At 71.0% G+C, this 15,505-nt stretch carries 13 protein-coding genes; 3 read left to right on the top strand and 10 right to left on the bottom strand.

The features are described from left to right. Positions 1–19 precede the first annotated feature (19 nt). The 5 genes from GC092_RS14430 to GC092_RS14450 form a co-directional block, all read right to left on the bottom strand. Positions 20–2,050 carry a DEAD/DEAH box helicase gene (locus GC092_RS14430; protein ID WP_324012818.1) on the bottom strand — a complete coding sequence of 677 codons (2,031 nt, stop codon included), beginning with the start codon at positions 2,048–2,050 and terminating at the stop codon, positions 20–22. A gap of 480 nt (positions 2,051–2,530) precedes the next feature. Further along, positions 2,531–5,863 carry an efflux RND transporter permease subunit gene (locus GC092_RS14435; protein ID WP_324012819.1) on the bottom strand — a complete coding sequence of 1,111 codons (3,333 nt, stop codon included), beginning with the start codon at positions 5,861–5,863 and terminating at the stop codon, positions 2,531–2,533. 120 nt (positions 5,864–5,983) lie between these two features. Further along, positions 5,984–6,349 (bottom strand): fluoride efflux transporter FluC, encoded by a 366-nt coding sequence (locus tag GC092_RS14440; protein WP_324012821.1) that lies wholly within the window; start codon positions 6,347–6,349, stop codon positions 5,984–5,986. Next, positions 6,346–6,741, bottom strand: a complete 396-nt coding sequence (locus GC092_RS14445) for a fluoride efflux transporter FluC (protein WP_324012823.1) — start codon at positions 6,739–6,741, stop codon at positions 6,346–6,348. The genes GC092_RS14440 and GC092_RS14445 overlap by 4 nt, the downstream gene beginning before the upstream one ends. A 111-nt stretch (positions 6,742–6,852) precedes the next feature. After that, positions 6,853–7,041, bottom strand: coding sequence for a DUF3073 domain-containing protein (locus GC092_RS14450; protein ID WP_282979377.1), 189 nt, complete (start codon positions 7,039–7,041; stop codon positions 6,853–6,855). Between the two features lie 154 nt (positions 7,042–7,195). Here GC092_RS14450 and GC092_RS14455 point away from each other — a divergent pair, with 154 nt between their 5' ends. Next, positions 7,196–7,747 carry a universal stress protein gene (locus tag GC092_RS14455; RefSeq protein WP_271173493.1) on the top strand — a complete coding sequence of 184 codons (552 nt, stop codon included), beginning with the start codon at positions 7,196–7,198 and terminating at the stop codon, positions 7,745–7,747. Positions 7,748–7,750: 3 nt separating this feature from the next. Here the strand turns inward: GC092_RS14455 and GC092_RS14460 are convergent, their stop codons facing one another. Further along, positions 7,751–8,359 carry a PadR family transcriptional regulator gene (locus tag GC092_RS14460; RefSeq protein WP_324012825.1) on the bottom strand — a complete coding sequence of 203 codons (609 nt, stop codon included), beginning with the start codon at positions 8,357–8,359 and terminating at the stop codon, positions 7,751–7,753. Beyond that, complete coding sequence (locus GC092_RS14465; RefSeq protein ID WP_324012826.1) at positions 8,359–9,252, bottom strand: DUF4097 family beta strand repeat-containing protein; 894 nt, start codon at positions 9,250–9,252, stop codon at positions 8,359–8,361. Before GC092_RS14465 ends, GC092_RS14460 begins: the two co-directional genes overlap by 1 nt. A 178-nt stretch (positions 9,253–9,430) precedes the next feature. On the opposite strand from GC092_RS14465, the gene GC092_RS14470 reads away from it, so the two are divergent. Then, positions 9,431–10,189 carry a MerR family transcriptional regulator gene (locus GC092_RS14470; protein ID WP_324012828.1) on the top strand — a complete coding sequence of 253 codons (759 nt, stop codon included), beginning with the start codon at positions 9,431–9,433 and terminating at the stop codon, positions 10,187–10,189. Between the two features lie 123 nt (positions 10,190–10,312). Further along, the gene (locus GC092_RS14475) at positions 10,313–10,888 is read left to right on the top strand and encodes an HdeD family acid-resistance protein (protein WP_271173489.1); all 576 of its coding nucleotides are present in this window, start codon (positions 10,313–10,315) and stop codon (positions 10,886–10,888) included. A 58-nt stretch (positions 10,889–10,946) separates the two neighbouring features. On the opposite strand, the gene GC092_RS14480 is transcribed toward GC092_RS14475, so the two are convergent. From GC092_RS14480 to GC092_RS14490, 3 genes are read right to left on the bottom strand one after another with little or no spacing between them, the layout of a single operon-like run. Then, complete coding sequence (locus GC092_RS14480; protein ID WP_324012832.1) at positions 10,947–12,641, bottom strand: CBM35 domain-containing protein; 1,695 nt, start codon at positions 12,639–12,641, stop codon at positions 10,947–10,949. Between the two features lie 42 nt (positions 12,642–12,683). Further along, the gene (locus GC092_RS14485; RefSeq protein WP_324012833.1) at positions 12,684–14,783 is read right to left on the bottom strand and encodes a beta-galactosidase; all 2,100 of its coding nucleotides are present in this window, start codon (positions 14,781–14,783) and stop codon (positions 12,684–12,686) included. Next, positions 14,776–15,480, bottom strand: coding sequence for a hypothetical protein (locus tag GC092_RS14490; RefSeq protein WP_324012835.1), 705 nt, complete (start codon positions 15,478–15,480; stop codon positions 14,776–14,778). Before GC092_RS14490 ends, GC092_RS14485 begins: the two co-directional genes overlap by 8 nt. Positions 15,481–15,505 lie beyond the last annotated feature (25 nt).

The raw sequence follows: 15,505 nt of genomic DNA on the forward strand, positions 1-15,505 counted from the left end.
CGTTCTGCATGTACGGGGGCTACGCGGTCAGCTGCTCCGCGGTGGGGGCGCCCGCGAGCTCCTCGAGGAGGTCGTCGCCGGGGCGCACCTGATCGAAGGGCGCGTCGATCTCGGCCCGCTCGAGCAGCTCGCTCATGCGGCGCTGGCGCATCCGCGTGATGAGCGTGACGACACGGCCCTCGCGGCCGGCACGACCCGTGCGGCCCGCGCGGTGCAGGTACGTCTTGTACTCCGTCGGCGCGTCGGCCTGGACCACGAGATCGACGTCGTCGACGTGGATTCCGCGCGCGGCGACATCCGTCGCGACGAGCACCTGCGCGCGACCCTTCGAGAACTTCTCGATGTTGCGCGTGCGCTTGGCCTGGTTCAGGTCGCCGTGGAGGGCGACGGCCGTGAGGCCCGCGTCCTCGAACTGCTCGACGAGCTGCTCGGCGTAGGCGCGGGTGCGCGAGAAGACGAGCGTCTTGCCCTCGCGGTCGACGAGCGTCTCGAGGATCTCGCCCTTGCGGCGCTGGTCGATCACGAGCACGCGGTGGTCGATCGTGCCCGAGTCCTGCGTCTCGCCGGCGACCTCGTAGACCGACGGCTCGACGAGGAACTCGTCGACGAGCGCGGCGACCTCGCGGTCGAGCGTGGCCGAGAACAGCAGCTTCTGCGATCCGTCGGCCGTGAGACGGAGGAGACGCTGAACGGGCTCGAGGAAGCCGAGCTCGCACATGTGGTCGGCCTCGTCGAGGACGGCGATGCTGATCTGCGAGAGGTCGAGCTTGCCCTGCGCGTGCAGATCCTCCATGCGCCCGGGAGTGCCGATGATGATGTCGACGCCCTTCTTCAGCGCGCCCACCTGGCGGGCCTGCGGCACGCCGCCGTAGATCTGCGTCGTGAAGAGGCCGACGCTGCGCGCGATCGGCTGGATGGTCCGGTCGATCTGCAGGGCGAGCTCGCGCGTCGGGGCGAGGATGAGCGCGACCGGCGCGCGGCCGAACTCGCGCTTCTGGCCGGCCTTCGAGCGGAGCACGCGCTCGACGAGCGGTGCACCGAACGCGATGGTCTTGCCCGAGCCCGTGCGTCCGCGAGCGAGGACGTCGCGGCCCTCGATGATCGGGGGGATGGTCGCAGCCTGGATCGGGAACGGCTTCGCCGCGCCGAGCTCGGCGAGAGCGCGCTCGATGTTGTCGCCGAGGCCGAGCTCGCCGAACGACACGTCGACGGCCTCGCTCGTCTGGACCGCCTGGGCCTCGAGACGCTCGTGGACGACGTCGATCTGCTGCTCCTGCGCGGCCGAGCGCGCGGGGCGCTCGTCGCGACGCGGACGGTCGTCGCGGAACGACGGGCGGTCCGTGCGGGGCGCGCGGTCGTCGCGGGTGAAGCGCGGGCGCTCGGTACGGTCGTCGCGGTTGAAGCGCGGGCGCTCGAAGCCGCCCTCGCGACGCTGGCCGCTGTCACGACCGGCGAATCCGCCCTCACGACGCTGGCCGGCGTCACGACCGGCGAATCCGCCCTCACGACGCTGGCCGGCGTAGCCACCCTCGCGACGCTCGTAGCCACCCTCGCGGCGCTGACCACCATCGCGACCGGCGAAGCCCTCACGACGCTGGCCGTTGAAGCCACCCTCGCGACGCTCGAAGCCACCCTCGCGACGCTGACCGTTGTCACGACCGGCGAAACCGCCCTCACGACGCTGGCCGTTGAAGCCACCCTCGCGGCGCTCGTAGCCGCCCTCACGACGCTGGCTGGCGTAGCCGCCCTCACGGCGCTGACCGCCGTAACCACGGTCGTCGCGACGCTCGTAACCGCCCTCGCGGCGCTGGCCGGCGTATCCGCCTTCACGACGCTGACCACCGAAACCGCGGTCGTCGCGGCGCTCGAAGCGGTCGCTCGACGAGCGGTCGAAGCGGTCGCCGTCACGCGCGGGGCGCGCGTCGTCGCGACGCGGGCCGCGAGACGCCCCGTCGTTGCCGCGGAAGGGGCCGCCGGGCTTCTTCTTGGCGTAGCGGGGGTCGAAGTTCTGGGCCGGACGACCGCCGGCGGGCTTCTTGTTCTTGGGCATGGGTGTGTCCTTCGGGTTCTCGCACGAGAACAGCGCTCGACGCACGCAGGCGCGAGCAGACCCGGACAGTCGTCGGCCGGGGGCCATTCATGTGATGGTTCATGCGCGTCGATCGACGCTCACCATCGGCCCCTGGACTCACACCTTGCCAAAACGTCCGCGCTGTGCGCGGTGTCCGAAGCCGACCGGACGACACTACCGGACCGGTCTGGGAAACCGCCCGGCAACGCCATCCGCCGTCCCCCGAATCGGACCCGTGGTGCCCCTGTCGACTCATGAGCATGACACGCGCACACCAGCCCCAGCGATCCGATTCCAGACACAAGCCCGCCGTCCCCCGAATCGGACCCGTGGTGCCCCTGTCGACTCATGAGCACGACACGCGCACACCAGCCCCAGCGATCCGATTCCAGACACGAGCCCGCCGAACCCGCAGGGCCCGGGCCCGCGGCCTCCGCCGGGCCCGCGCCCGCGCCCCACCTACTGCGGTCGGTGCTGCACCGGCGAGGCCGCCGGCAGACCGCCCGCGATCGTCGCCGTCTGGGTCGGAGTCGCCGTCGGCGCGACGTACACCGCGGCGCCGACCCGCTCCCCCGCGCGCACCTCGGGAGCCGCCGCGCTGTGGCCGGCTCGCGCACCGCCATCCGCCGTGGCGCCGCTAACCGGCCCGTCGTCGGTCGGCTCGTCCGAGGCCGTGCCTTCGCCATCCGAGCCGCCGCGGCCGGCGCGCTTGGCGGCACGGCGCTCCTTCGCCCCCTCGACGAGGTTGTAGAGCGTGGGCAGCACGATGAGCGTGAGCAGGGTCGACGAGACGAGGCCGCCGATCACGACGATCGCGAGCGGCTGCGAGATGAATCCGCCGTGGCCGGTGATCCCGAGGCCCATCGGCGTGAGGGCGAAGATCGTCGCGAGCGCGGTCATGAGGATCGGCCGGAGTCGCATCGACGCCCCCGCGAGCGTCGCGTCATGCGCAGACAGCCCGCGCTCGCGGTACTGGTTCACGAGGTCGACGAGCACGATCGCGTTCGTCACGACGATGCCGATGAGCATGAGCACGCCGATGAGCGAGGCGACGCCCAGGGGCACGCCCGTCACGACCTGCAGCAGGATGGCGCCGGTCGCCGCGAACGGGACGGAGACGAGGAGGAGGATGGGCTGCCGCAGCGATTTGAACGTCGCGACCATGACGACGTAGACGATGAGGATGGCCGCGAGCATGGCGAGGCCGAGCTGCGCGAACGACTCCGCCTGCTGCTCCGCCACACCCCCGACCGAGGCGGTCGCGCCGTCGGGCAGGTCGGCCGCGGCGATCGCGGCGGAGGCCGAGCCGGTCGCGACCGCAAGGTCGTCGACGGAGGGCGGCACCGTGATCGTGGCCGTGCGGCGTCCGCCGACCGTCGTGATCGAGGCGGGGCCCTCGCTCTCCTCGATCACGGCGAGATCCTCGAGGGGCACGACGCCGCGGGCCGTCGGGATGGCCAGCTCGCGCAGCTCCTCGACGGTCGCGGGCGGGTCCTCGGCGGCGATGTACACCGTCAGCGCGGTGTCGCCGAACTCGACCGTGCCCGCCTGCTGCGGCTGCATCGCGGACGACACGATCGAGCCGATGGCGGCCTCGGAGAGACCGGCCTCGGCGGCGGCCGCGCGGTCGACCTCGACGGCGATGTACGGCAGCGACGATGCGAGGTCGTCCGCCACGGTGCCGACGCCCTCGCGCCCCTCGAGCTCGGCGACGATCGCCGCGGTGGCATCGGCGAGCGCGTCGGAGGTCGGCGCCTCCACACTGATCTCGATGTCGGACGAGCCGAATCCGGACGAGCCGGCGACAGTGATCTCGCCGGCTCCCTCGAGGCCGTCGAGGGCCTCCTCGACCTCGGCGCGCAGAGCCTCCTGGTCGACGCCGTCCTCGGTCATGACGGAGTAGGTGACGCCGCCGCCCCCGCGGAACGCGTCGGACAGCGCGGATCCACTCGAGCCGATCGAGGCCTGCACGGCCTCGATGCCGTCGATCCCGTCGAGCGCGTCCTCGACCTGGCGAGCCGCGGCATCCTTCGCCTCGAGGCTCGCCGTGTCGCCCAGGTCCTGCGAGATGGTCATCGTGTTCTGACCCGAGTCGCCGAGGAAGTTGACCTTCATGAGCGGCGCGGCCGCGACCGTGCCGACGAGCACCAGCACGGCGAGCACGAGGGTGATGCCCGAGTGCCGGAGGGTCCATCCGAGCACCGGAAGGTACGCACGCTGCAGTCGCGACGGCGGAGCGTCGGGGTGCTCGGGGTCGATCGGGCGCCCCTCCGCGTCGAGCAGCGGCTTGCCGGGGCGCATGAACCAGTACGCGAGCACCGGCACGATCGTGAGCGCGACGAGGAGCGACGCGCTCATCGCGATCGTGACCGTGAGCGCGAACGGACGGAAGAGCTCGCCGACCATGTCGCCCACGAACACGATCGGCAGGAACACCGCGACCGTCGTGATCGTCGACGCCGTGACGGCTCCCGCGACCTCGCGGACGGCGAGGCGGATGGCCGCACCCTTCTCGGCGCCGCGCACGTAGTGCCGCTTGATGTTCTCGATCACCACGATCGAGTCGTCGACCACGCGCCCGATGGAGATCGTGAGCGCGCCGAGCGTGAGCATGTTGAGCGAGTACCCGAAGGCCTGCATGCCGATGAACGTGACGAGCACGCTCGTCGGGATGGAGATGGCCGTGACGATCGTGGAGCGGATCGACAGCAGGAACACGAGGATGACGAGCACGGCGAAGACGAGGCCGAGCAGTCCCTCCGTGGCGAGCGTCTCGATCGACTCGACGATGTACGGCGCCTGATCGAACACGATCGTGAACTCGGCGTCGGGGAAGGTCTCGCGCAGCTCGTCGATGACCGCCTGCACGCCTTCGGACACCTCGACCGTGTTCGCCGCAGGCAGCTTCGTGATCGAGATCGAGATCGCGTCCTCGCCGTTCACGCGCGACAGCGAGGTGGCCGGATCGTCGGTCTGCTCGACCTCGGCCACATCGTCGATCGTCAGCGCGGGCGGCACGATCGGCTGCCCCGTCGTCGGGTCGACCGTCGGGGCGGCGGCCGCGGCGAGGGGCAGCTCGCGCAGCGTGTCGAGATCCTCGATCTTCGCCCCGGTCTGGACCGTGAGGGTGCGGTCGCCCTCCGTGATCTCGCCACCGGGGAAGAGGTTGCCGTTCTGCTGCAGCGCATCCGAGATCGCCTGCTGCGTGAGGCCGTTCGCCGCGAGCGCCTCGGCGTCGGGGGTGATCGTGATGCGCTGGCCCGTGCCTCCGACGATCTCGGCCGAGCCGACGCCGTCGACGTCCTCGATGTCGGGGATGGCGATGCTCTCGAGCTGCGCCTGCGCGTCCTCGCCGAGACCGGAGACCGCGACCTGGATGACGGGCAGGTCGTCGATGCTGACCGACAGCACCTGGGGCTCGACGTTCTCCGGCAGCTGGCTCGAGATGCGGTTGATCGCCTGCTGCATCTTCTGCTCGGCCGTCGCGAGGTTCGAGCCGTAGGCGAACGTCGCCTGCACGATCGACGCGTCAGTCGTCGATGTCGCCGTGGTCGACTCGAGACCCGCGACGCCCTGCACGGCCGTCTCGATCGGCGTCGACACATCGGACTCCACGACCTCGGGCGATGCCCCGGGGTAGGTCGTCATCACGACGAGCGTCGGGAGTTCGATCGACGGGATCAGCTCCTGCTTGAGGCTCGTGAGCGACAGCCCGCCGAAGACGGCTGCGCAGATCGTGATGAGCGCGATGAGGGCGCGGTTCTTGAGGCTGAGGACGGCGAGCTTCGACACGGATCTCTCTCGTTGGTGGAGCCTGGCGCGGGAGCGGACGGACCGATACGGTCCTGTATCCGCGTCGTCATTCTCTCAGCGGGGCGCGCAGCGGCGCCTCCACCTACGGGATGATCCTGATCAGACCAGGGCACCGATCGCGACACCGGCCGCGGCGGCCGCCACGCAGAGCGCGAGGGTCCCCAGCGCGTCGAGAAGCGCCTTCCGCACCTGGCCCTCGCGGAGGAACGCCGCCGCGTCGAGCGACACCGTGCTGAAGGTCGTGTAGCCGCCCAGCAGTCCCGTCCCCGCGATCGCGAGCCATGGCCATCCGAGCGCGGCGCCCGTGAGCACCCCGAGCGCGAGCGAACCCGACAGGTTCACCGCGAGGATGGCCCAGGGGAAGCCGCGCGGGACGATGCGCGAGAGCAGCACGTCGACGAGCCAGCGCAGACCGGCGCCGATCCCGCCGGCCAGAGCGACGAGCGCGACGAGACCGGGGGTCACGCCGCGGCCCCGCGCGCGACGCGCGCGCCGACGACGAGACCCGCGAGCGCCGCGCCGACCGCGAGGATCACGAGCAGGGCGGAGCCGGCGAGCACGAGCGCGATCTGCGGGCCAGGGGTCGCGCCCGCGACCTGCACGGCGAACGCGCTGTAGGTCGTGAAGCCGCCCAGCACGCCCGTCCCGAGGAACCCGCGCCATCGTGCATGCCGCGCGCCGCATACGCCCGCGACGAACCCGAGCAGGAGCGATCCGACCACGTTGATGACGGCCGTCATCCAGACGACGGAGCCGTCCGGCACGAGCGCCGTCAGCACGTGACGTGCGGCGACGCCGATCGCGCCGCCCGCGCAGACGAGGGGCAGCAGCTCCCAGCGGATGGGTGCACGCGTCACGAGCGAGACACTACCGGCTCGACGCACGTGCGCGGGTGCCCGTCGCGCAGGCACACGAAAGTCGCCGCGGAGGGTGCTCCGCGGCGACTTTCCATGATGATCTGAGAAGGGCTAGGCCTTCTCGAGCTCGTCTTCGTCCTCGTCCTCGTCGGCGTACTGGTCAGCCCAGCGGTCGACGTACGGGTCGTCATCCGGATGCGCGAGTTCGCGTTCCAGTGCCCGATAATCGACGCTCGGGCTGAACGACTTGAGTTCGCGGGCGAGCTTTGTGTGCTTCGCCTTCTGACGGCCACGCCCCATGCGCGAGACCCCCTTATGTTGAGCAGCATCGGGCTTCATGCGCCGGCCCGTATGCATAACTTCCGACAGCCGGCTGATGCCGGGAAAGAGTAGGATCCAGGATACCACGCGGCCCTCGGGCACCGGCCGGGCTGCGGCACAGAGAGGACGGGCCATGAGCGATAACGAGGTCTTCCCCGCCGACGAGGCACCCGACGCGGCAGCCGACGAGTCCCTGCACGGGGCCGTCATCGTGGGCGCGATCCCGGGCCAGGCACCCCGCGTGATGAAGGAGGCGGCCCGCTATGCGGCCCTTCTGCACGCGCCGCTCGTCGTGGCCCACGTCGACGTGACGCGCTTCGTGACCTACGAGGATCCGGACGGATTCGTGCAGACCGCACCCGTCGACATCCACATCGACGCCGGCGCCGAGGAGCTCGAGGCCGTCCGCCGAGCAGCCGAGGAGAACCTCGCCGGCAAGGACGTCCGCTGGACGGTCCGCCAGCTCGTCGGCGACCCGGCGCTCGCCCTCAAGCACTTCGCCGAGAAGATCGACGCGCGCCTGATCGTCGTCGGCACGCGCAAGCGCGGCATCGGCGACTCGATCCGGGAGTTCTTCACCGGATCGGTCGCCGCGCGCCTGTCGCACCGGCAGCACCGCAACATCCTCGTGGTGCCCGTGGGCGAGCCGCTCGCGGACGACGAGGACTGGCCGCTCGAGGAGTAGCCCTCAGCGGCCGCCGAGCGCGCGCTCGAGGGCGGCGGCTGCGTCCTCGAGAGCACGGCCGAGGTCGTCGACGACGGATGACGCGAGCTCGCCTCCGCGCGCCACGTGCGTGCGCAGGTCAGCCCGGATGCGACCGCGGAACTCGCCCACGAGCACCTCGGCGCGCTGCAGCTGCTCGCGCGCGCGGACGCGCGGGTCATCCCCACGGTGCGGTCGCGGCGCCTCCGCGGTCGCGCTCGCGGCCGCCGCGAGGTCGGCGCGCAGGCTCTTCATCGCCTCGCTCACGCTCGAGCGCACGCCGTCGGCGATGATCCGGACGGAGTCGGCGAGCCCCTCCTGGATGCCGTCGAGTTCGGCCGCGCGCGCACGCACCTCGGCGCGCCCGGCATCCGTGATCGCGTAGATCGTCTTGCGGCCGTCGACGCTCTTCGTGACGAGCCCCTCCTCCTCGAGCTTCGCCAGGCGGGGGTAGATCGTGCCCGCGCTCGGCGTGTAGGTGCCGCCCGTGCGCTCCGCGAACGCCTGCATGATGTCGTAGCCGTGACGCGGCGTCTCGTCGAGGAGGCTCAGGAGGTAGAGGCGCAGGTCGCCGTGCGAGAAGACCGGAGGCATCAGCGAGCCTCTCCCTCGCCGGCCGCTGCCTGCCCCGGCCACTGCACCTCGCCATCCGTCTCGGCCGCGGCATCGGGCACCGAGCCGTCCTCGCGGCGCACGACCGTGATGTCGCCCGCGACCGTGTTGATCCGCACGTCGACGAAGCGGCTCGACAGCTCGCCCACCGAGTCCGTGTAGCTCACCGGTCCGGACGACGCGTACGCGACGCCGTCGATGCGCACGCGGCCGCTCGCCGAGCGCGCCACGTAGTTCGCGGCGTATCCCTTGTCCAGGCGCAGCGTCACCGCGCCGCTCACGCCGTTGATCGACACGCGCTCGACCTGTCCGACCGCGTCGACGAAGGTGGTGCCCGAGACCGTGTCGACGTCGACCCGCGACACGGCGCCCGAGACGGCGACATCGCCGGAGACGGTGTTGGCCGAGAAGGCGCCCTCGAGGTCGCGCACCTGCACGTCGCCCGAGACGGCATTCGCTCCGAGATCGCCGCGCAGGCCGTCGACGAGCACGTCGCCCGACACGGTGTTCAGACGCGCGGGCTGCTCGAGCCCCGCCACGAGCGCGCCCGCGCTCACGACGCCGAGCGTGAGGGCGACCGCGCGTGGGACGGCGACGCTGATCTCCGCACGCGGACCGGCCGCGCCGAAGTTGCGGAAGACCTCGAGGAAGTTGTCCCAGCGCAGCTGCGGGTGGTCGATCTCGAGCTCGTCTCCCGTGAGCTCGATGCGAAGGTCTTTGACGGTCACGCCGTGCACCTCGACCCGCGCATGCGGCTCGTCGTGTCCGATGATGTCGACCTGGCCGCCGATGAGGCCCACCTTGAGGCGGCGGACGCCCTCGACGTCGATGATGCGGGTCTCCCCCGGATGGATGACCCACTTCTCGTCTGTCATGATCTGCTCCTGTCTGCCCCGGCACGGGCATCCGACTCGAGATATATCTCGACTTGGGGGAAGTCAAACACGATATATCTCGATCCGCAAGCGTCTTCGGGAAATCCGCGGTTGACATTGACGCAACGTCAACCTCTAGCGTGATTCTCACCACTACGACAGAGGAGAGGGAGCCGCCATGGAATGGTCGATCCAGCAGATCGCCCGCCTGACGGGCACGACGAGCCGCACGCTGCGTCACTACGACGACATCGGGCTGCTGCCGCCGTCGCGCGTCGGCCACAACGGCTACCGCTACTACGACGAGTCGGCCCTGGTCCGCCTGCAGCGCATCCTGCTGCTGCGCGAGCTCGGGCTCGGCCTGCCGCAGATCGGCGACGTGCTGGCTCGCGAGACGAGTCCGGCCCGCGCGCTCGAGACGCATCTGGCGTGGCTGGAGGAAGAGAAGGGTCGACTCGAGCGGCAGATCCGCGCGGTGACGTCGACCATCGGATCCCTGAAGGAGGGGAAGGAGCTCATGGCAGAGAACATGTTCGACGGCTTCGACCACACGCAGTACAAGGACGAGGTCGAGCAGCGCTGGGGTCGCGACGCGTACGCGCGGGGCGACGCCTGGTGGCGCGGGATGAGCGATGCGGAGCGCAGCGCCTGGGGCGAGCGCACGTCGCAGCTCGCGCGCGACTGGACGGCGGCCGCCGAGGCCGGCGTCGATCCCGCGTCCGACGACGCACAGGCTCTGGCGCAGCGCCACGTGGAGTGGCTGACCGGCATCCCCGGCACCCCCGCGGCCGTGCCCGGCGGCGACGTCAAGGCCTACGTGCTCGGTCTCGCCGAGATGTACGTGGCCGACGACCGGTTCGCCGCGAACTACGGCGGCACGGCCGGCGCGACGTTCGTGCGCGACGCGCTGACGGTCTACGCCGACGCGCATCTGTGATCGCGCGCCAGCACATGCCAGAGAGCGCCCCGTGTCCGTGAGACACGGGGCGCTCCTGCACTTCGCGCGGCCAGCGCGATAGCGTCGAGGCAGTCGGAGAATCGGCGCACACCAGGAGGAACCGTGACGGACACCCAGCACCAGCCCATCGGACTCGCCCGCACCCTGCGCACGATCGCCATCGTCACGGGCGTCATCTCGCTCATCGCGGGCCTCGTGATCGTCATCTGGCCGTTCAAGTCGGCCGTCGCCGTCACGGTTCTCATCGCGATCTACACCCTCGTCGCGGGCATCATCGACATCGCGCTCGCGGTCGTCTCGAAGGGGCTGAGCGGATGGCTGAGAGTCGGCCTGGCGCTCCTCGGCGTCCTCTTCGTGGTCGCCTCGATCGTCGCCTTCTCGAACCTCGCGTCGACGACGGCCCTCCTCGGCGTCTTCGTCTCGACGTTCCTCGGCATCGCGTGGATCTTCGAGGGTGTCGTCACCCTGTTCGCGCTCGGCGGCCCCAAGGACCCGTTCAGCCCGGTCGTCCGCTCGAAGGGCTGGACGATCGCGTACGCGATCGTCAGCATCCTCGCGGGCATCGTGCTGCTCGTCTCGCCGATGCTCGCCGCCGTGTGGCTCTGGCTCTTCATCGGCGCCTCGCTGCTCGTCTTCGGCGTGATCCAGATCGTCCGCGCCGCGACGCTCGAGCGCTGAGCGCGTCGCGACACACGAAGCGCCGGCCGCGCTCTCGAGCGGCCGGCGCTTCGTCGTGTCAGGAGTGGATGACGAAGGTCGTCACGCTCTGCGGCGGAAGGGTCGCGACGAAGCCGCCCGCCTTTCCTGTGATCACCGGCTGCTCCTCGAGGTCGCGCGTGGCGTCGGTCAGCCACGATCGCGCACTGCGCACGCGCCGCCCCTGCACCGCGAGTGACGGGTTCGCCGTCGACTCCGACATGTTGACGGCGACGAGCACGAGAAGGCCGTCCGGGCCGATGTACGCGGAGGTGAGGACGCCGGGCTGCGGCTCGCGCGGCGCCTCGACGCGCGTGAACCCGGGGCGGACGAACTTCGCGTAGTGCGACAGCATCCGACCGCGCTTGCTGATCGTGCCGTCCTCGCGCATCGGGCCGTAGAAGCGGCGGATGTACCACCAGACGTACGCCTGGAATTCGGCGTCGGTCATCGCGTGATGGACGTGCTCGGCGACCTTGAGCGCCTCGGGCCAGAGGTCCGCGGAGCTGGAGCTGTTCGGGTGGTAGACCTCGGTCATCCACAGCTCCTTGCCCGCGCCCTTCTCCTCGAACAGCGGGTACGGGAAGTCCTCGTAGGCGGTGCCGTAGAGGTGCGCGCCGATGATGTCGACGTTCGCGAGCGCGGCCGGGTCCTGCAGGATCGGGTCGGACACCTCCTTGACGTACTGGAACGACTCGGGCGCGATCACCCGGCAGTCGATGCGCCCCGCGAAGTCGCGCAGGAATCGGTTCATCTCCTCCGTCGTCCACCACGTCCACTCGTGCGCGTAGTCGGGCTCGTTCTGGACCGAGATGCCGTACAGCTCCACCCCGTTGTCGCGCATGTAGTGCACGAACGCGTTCAGGTGGTCCGCGTACGCGCCATAGGCGTCGTGCCGGAGGCGCCGCGCCTGCGCGGGCGGCGTGTAGGGGGCCGCCATGACGTAGTCCAGGGCAGGGCCGCCCTCGCCCCGTGTCTCCACCTTGACCGTCCACTGCCCGGGCGTCATGACCGCCTGGATCGACTTCCACGACCACTGTCCTGCTGCCGTCGCGGGGAAGAGCACGTTCTCCGCCACGAGCGCACCGGCGACGTGGATGTCGACGTGCACGTCGCCCGTCGGCGCCGCGTAGCGGAAGGCGAGGTTCTTCGTGCCCGACGACCCGATGATGACGCCGCTGAACTCGACGCTCGCGCCCGTCGCGCCGTCGAACTGCACGTAGCCCTCGCCCTGGTAGCCGGACAGGTCCGTCGCGACGTGCGCGTTCACGAGCGCCGCGGCCTCGGCCTCGTACTGGCTGCCGCGCGGCACGTCGTCCACGCGCTCGAAGAGCTCCACGAGGTCGGCCGGAGGGTTCCACGGCGACGCGAACACGAGCGCGCCCTTCGCGACCGCCGCCTGCGCCGAGGCGAGATCGCGCGCCCAATTGGCCGAGTCCTCGGGGACGGGGATCCGGAGGATCGTGAACCCGAGATCGTCGACGCCGTTGCCGAAGGCGGTCGCGCACTGGCTCGGCGTCAGCTCGCCGATCCACCCCGCGTGGGTCATGCCGCCGAAGCCGCGGATCACCTGTCGGCGCTGCGTGGGCTGGATCACGAGGGAACGGGGCCGGACGGCGGGGGCCGCGCCGTGCGCAGGCCCAGCCGCGAGGCCGAGCACGATGGGCACGGCGGCGACACCGCCCGCCAGGACGGTGCGTCGGCTGATGCCGTCGGAGGATGGCGTCGTTGCCATGGGCATTCTCTCTTTCTCTCGAGTGGTGCGGACAGCACCGCGTCAGCGGCGGAGGACGATCACGTCCGTGGGGTTCAGCACAACGGCCTCCCCCTCGCGGAGCACGCGACCGGTCAGCAGGTCGGTGCCGTCGGCGTGGAGGCGCACCGTCACGGCCTCCGCACCGTGATGCAGCAGGAAGTCGATGACCGCGCCCGACGGAGCCTCGCGCGTCGCGAACTCGAGACCAGGGACACCGGCGTAGGGGCCGGCGAGCCCGTGGCGCTCGATCGCCGACCGCGCGACCTGGGTCATCCCCTCCTCGTCGAGGACGCTCCCCACGTACCAGACGTGGCCCTCGCCTTCGGGGCCCCGGATGACGTTCCGCGTCACCGCGGGCTCTCCCGCGTAGTAGTCGGCGCCGTATCGCGCCATCACCTCCGCGCCCTCCGGCACGAGGACCTCGAACACCATCCGGCCCCTCGCCGTCGCCCCGTCCGAGAACCGCACGGGATTCGCCACGGCCGGCTCGGCGGCATCGGTCTCGGCGACCCGCGCGCCGACCATCCGCACGAGCGGTCCGGGGACGTCGCCCAGGAAGCGCAGATCGTCCTCATCGGCTCGCCCCGACAGGCAGCCGATGATCACCGTTCCGCCTCGCTCGGCGACCGCGTGCAGCCGCTCAGCCGTGTCGCCCGCGACGAGATGGAGCAGGGGCGCCGCGACGACGTCGTAGGCGCCGAGGTCCGCGGTCGGCGGCACTACGTCGAGCTGCGCGCCGGCCTCCCAGAAGGGGCGCGTCCACTCCGTGACCGTCGGAAGGTACCTCAGCAGGCGATTGGGACCATCCGCCATCTCGACCGCCCACCAGGACTCCCAGTCGACGACGATCGCGCAGCGCGCGCTGGTCCGCGCGCCGAGCAGGGCGTCGCCGACCGAGGCGAGCTCGCCGCCCAGTGCGGCGACCTCGCGGAACGTGCGCGTATCGAGTCGCCCGGAGTGGTCGAGGACCGCCCCGTGCGTCATCTCGCAGGCTCCGCGTGAGGCCCTCATCTGGAAGAAGAGCACGGAGTCGGCGCCATGCGCGACGGCCTGCCAGGACCAGAGCCGCATGATGCCGGGTCTCCGCTGCGGGTTCACGTCGCGCGAGGCCGTGACCGACGGCGTCTGCTCCATGAGCCAGAACGGAGCCCCGTCTTTGAGCCCGCGCATGAGATCGTGCGCGAGCGCGGTGCCCCACGGCTCGTCCATCCGACGCGGGTAGTTGTCCCAGGAGGCGAAGTCGAGATGCGGCGCCCAGCGGTGGTAGTCGAGCGGCTCGTAGAACCCCATGAAGTTCGTCGTCACGGGGCGGTCGGAGTGCGCCCGGATCGCCGCCTTCTCATCGGCGAACTGTCGGATCGCGTTGTCGGTCGAGAACCGCCGATAGTCGAGCGTGATGCCCTGGAACGCGGTCTTCCCCTCTCCGCCCCAGTGCTCGGTCAGCGCGCTCGGCGCCTCGATCTCGTCCCAGTCGGTGAACCGATGCGACCAGAACGTCGTGTTCCACGCCGTGTTGAGCTCGTCGAGCGTGCCGTAGCGGCGGCGCAGCCACTGGCGGAACTCGGCCGCGCACAGGTCGCAGTAGCAGCGGCCGCCGTACTCGTTGCCGACGTGCCAGGCGACGACGGCGGGATGGTCTCCGTACCGCTCCGCGAGGCGCTCGGCCATCCGCGCGGCGAGCCGTCGGAAGTCCGGCGAGCTCCAGCACGCGTTGTGCCGCTGTCCATAGCGGTGCCGACGGCCGTCGAAGTCGACGCGCGTCGTGTCGGGGTAGGTACGCGCCATCCACGGCGGGATGGCGCCCGTGCCGGTCCCGAGGCAGACGGTGCGGCCCTCGTCGGCCGCGCGCCGGATGATCGCGTCGAGCGTCGAGAAGTCGAATCGTCCCTCCTCTGGCTCGGTGAGAGACCACGTGAAGACCCCGACCGTGAGGGTCGAGATGCGCGCGGCGTCGAAGGCCCGGTGATCGCGGTCCCAGACCTCGCCGTCCCACTGCTCGGGCGAGTAGTCGCCGCCGTACGCGATGCGGTCGAGGCGCGGCAGGCGCGCAGGCGAAGGAGGGGCGACGGGATGGCCGAGGACAGAGCGGGACGGGACGGGGCGGGGGCGCCGCTCAGGCATCGCGCGTGAACCTTCTCGTGACGTCGGCGAGCACGGGGCGCGCCATGAGGGCGAGGAGGGCCGCGAAGGCCCAGAGGAGAAGCAGGACGAGGAGCTCCGACGCCGCGAGGACGAGGAACCCCGCCACGACCAGCAGGGACAGGACGCCCAGCGAGAACCTCCACTGCGACGCGATCTGGACGACGGCGATGCGCGCGGCGTCGCGCGTGCGGAAGCGGAAGCCTGCGGTGAGGACGACCATGTGGCCACCCCACACGAGGATCAGCGTGCCCAGCACGACGAGGGCGGGCCGGAGCGCCCCGCCGCCGTCGACGCTGTCGAGGTGGATGAGGTTGAAGGTCAGCAGCGCGAGCGCTGCGGTCGCAGGGGTCGCCCAGCGAAGGGTCTGGACAGCATCACGCCGATACGCACGGAAGAAGTGCCGCCCCGGGGAGAGGTCGGTGCCAGGGACCCTCACCGCGGCGACCCCGGCGACGAGGGCGGGAGCGACGGGGAGCAGCGCGATCACGAACAGGGGAAGATTCGACGGGTCGCGGTCGAGCAGCATCACCGCGATGATCGACGGCAGCGCGGCGAGCAGCAGCTGCGCCTCGAGCACGATCATCCGGTAGATGGCCGCCGCGCCCCGCGAGAGGGGCCCGCGGCCGATCTCGTCGGCGCTGTCGCCGCGCGACGATGTGCGGTTCTGTGTGTCCATGTCCTCAGCTCCCTTGCGTGAGGGA

It is taken from the genome of Microbacterium sp. JZ37, from assembly GCF_035188445.1.
Classification (GTDB): Bacteria; Actinomycetota; Actinomycetes; order Actinomycetales; family Microbacteriaceae; genus Microbacterium; species Microbacterium barkeri.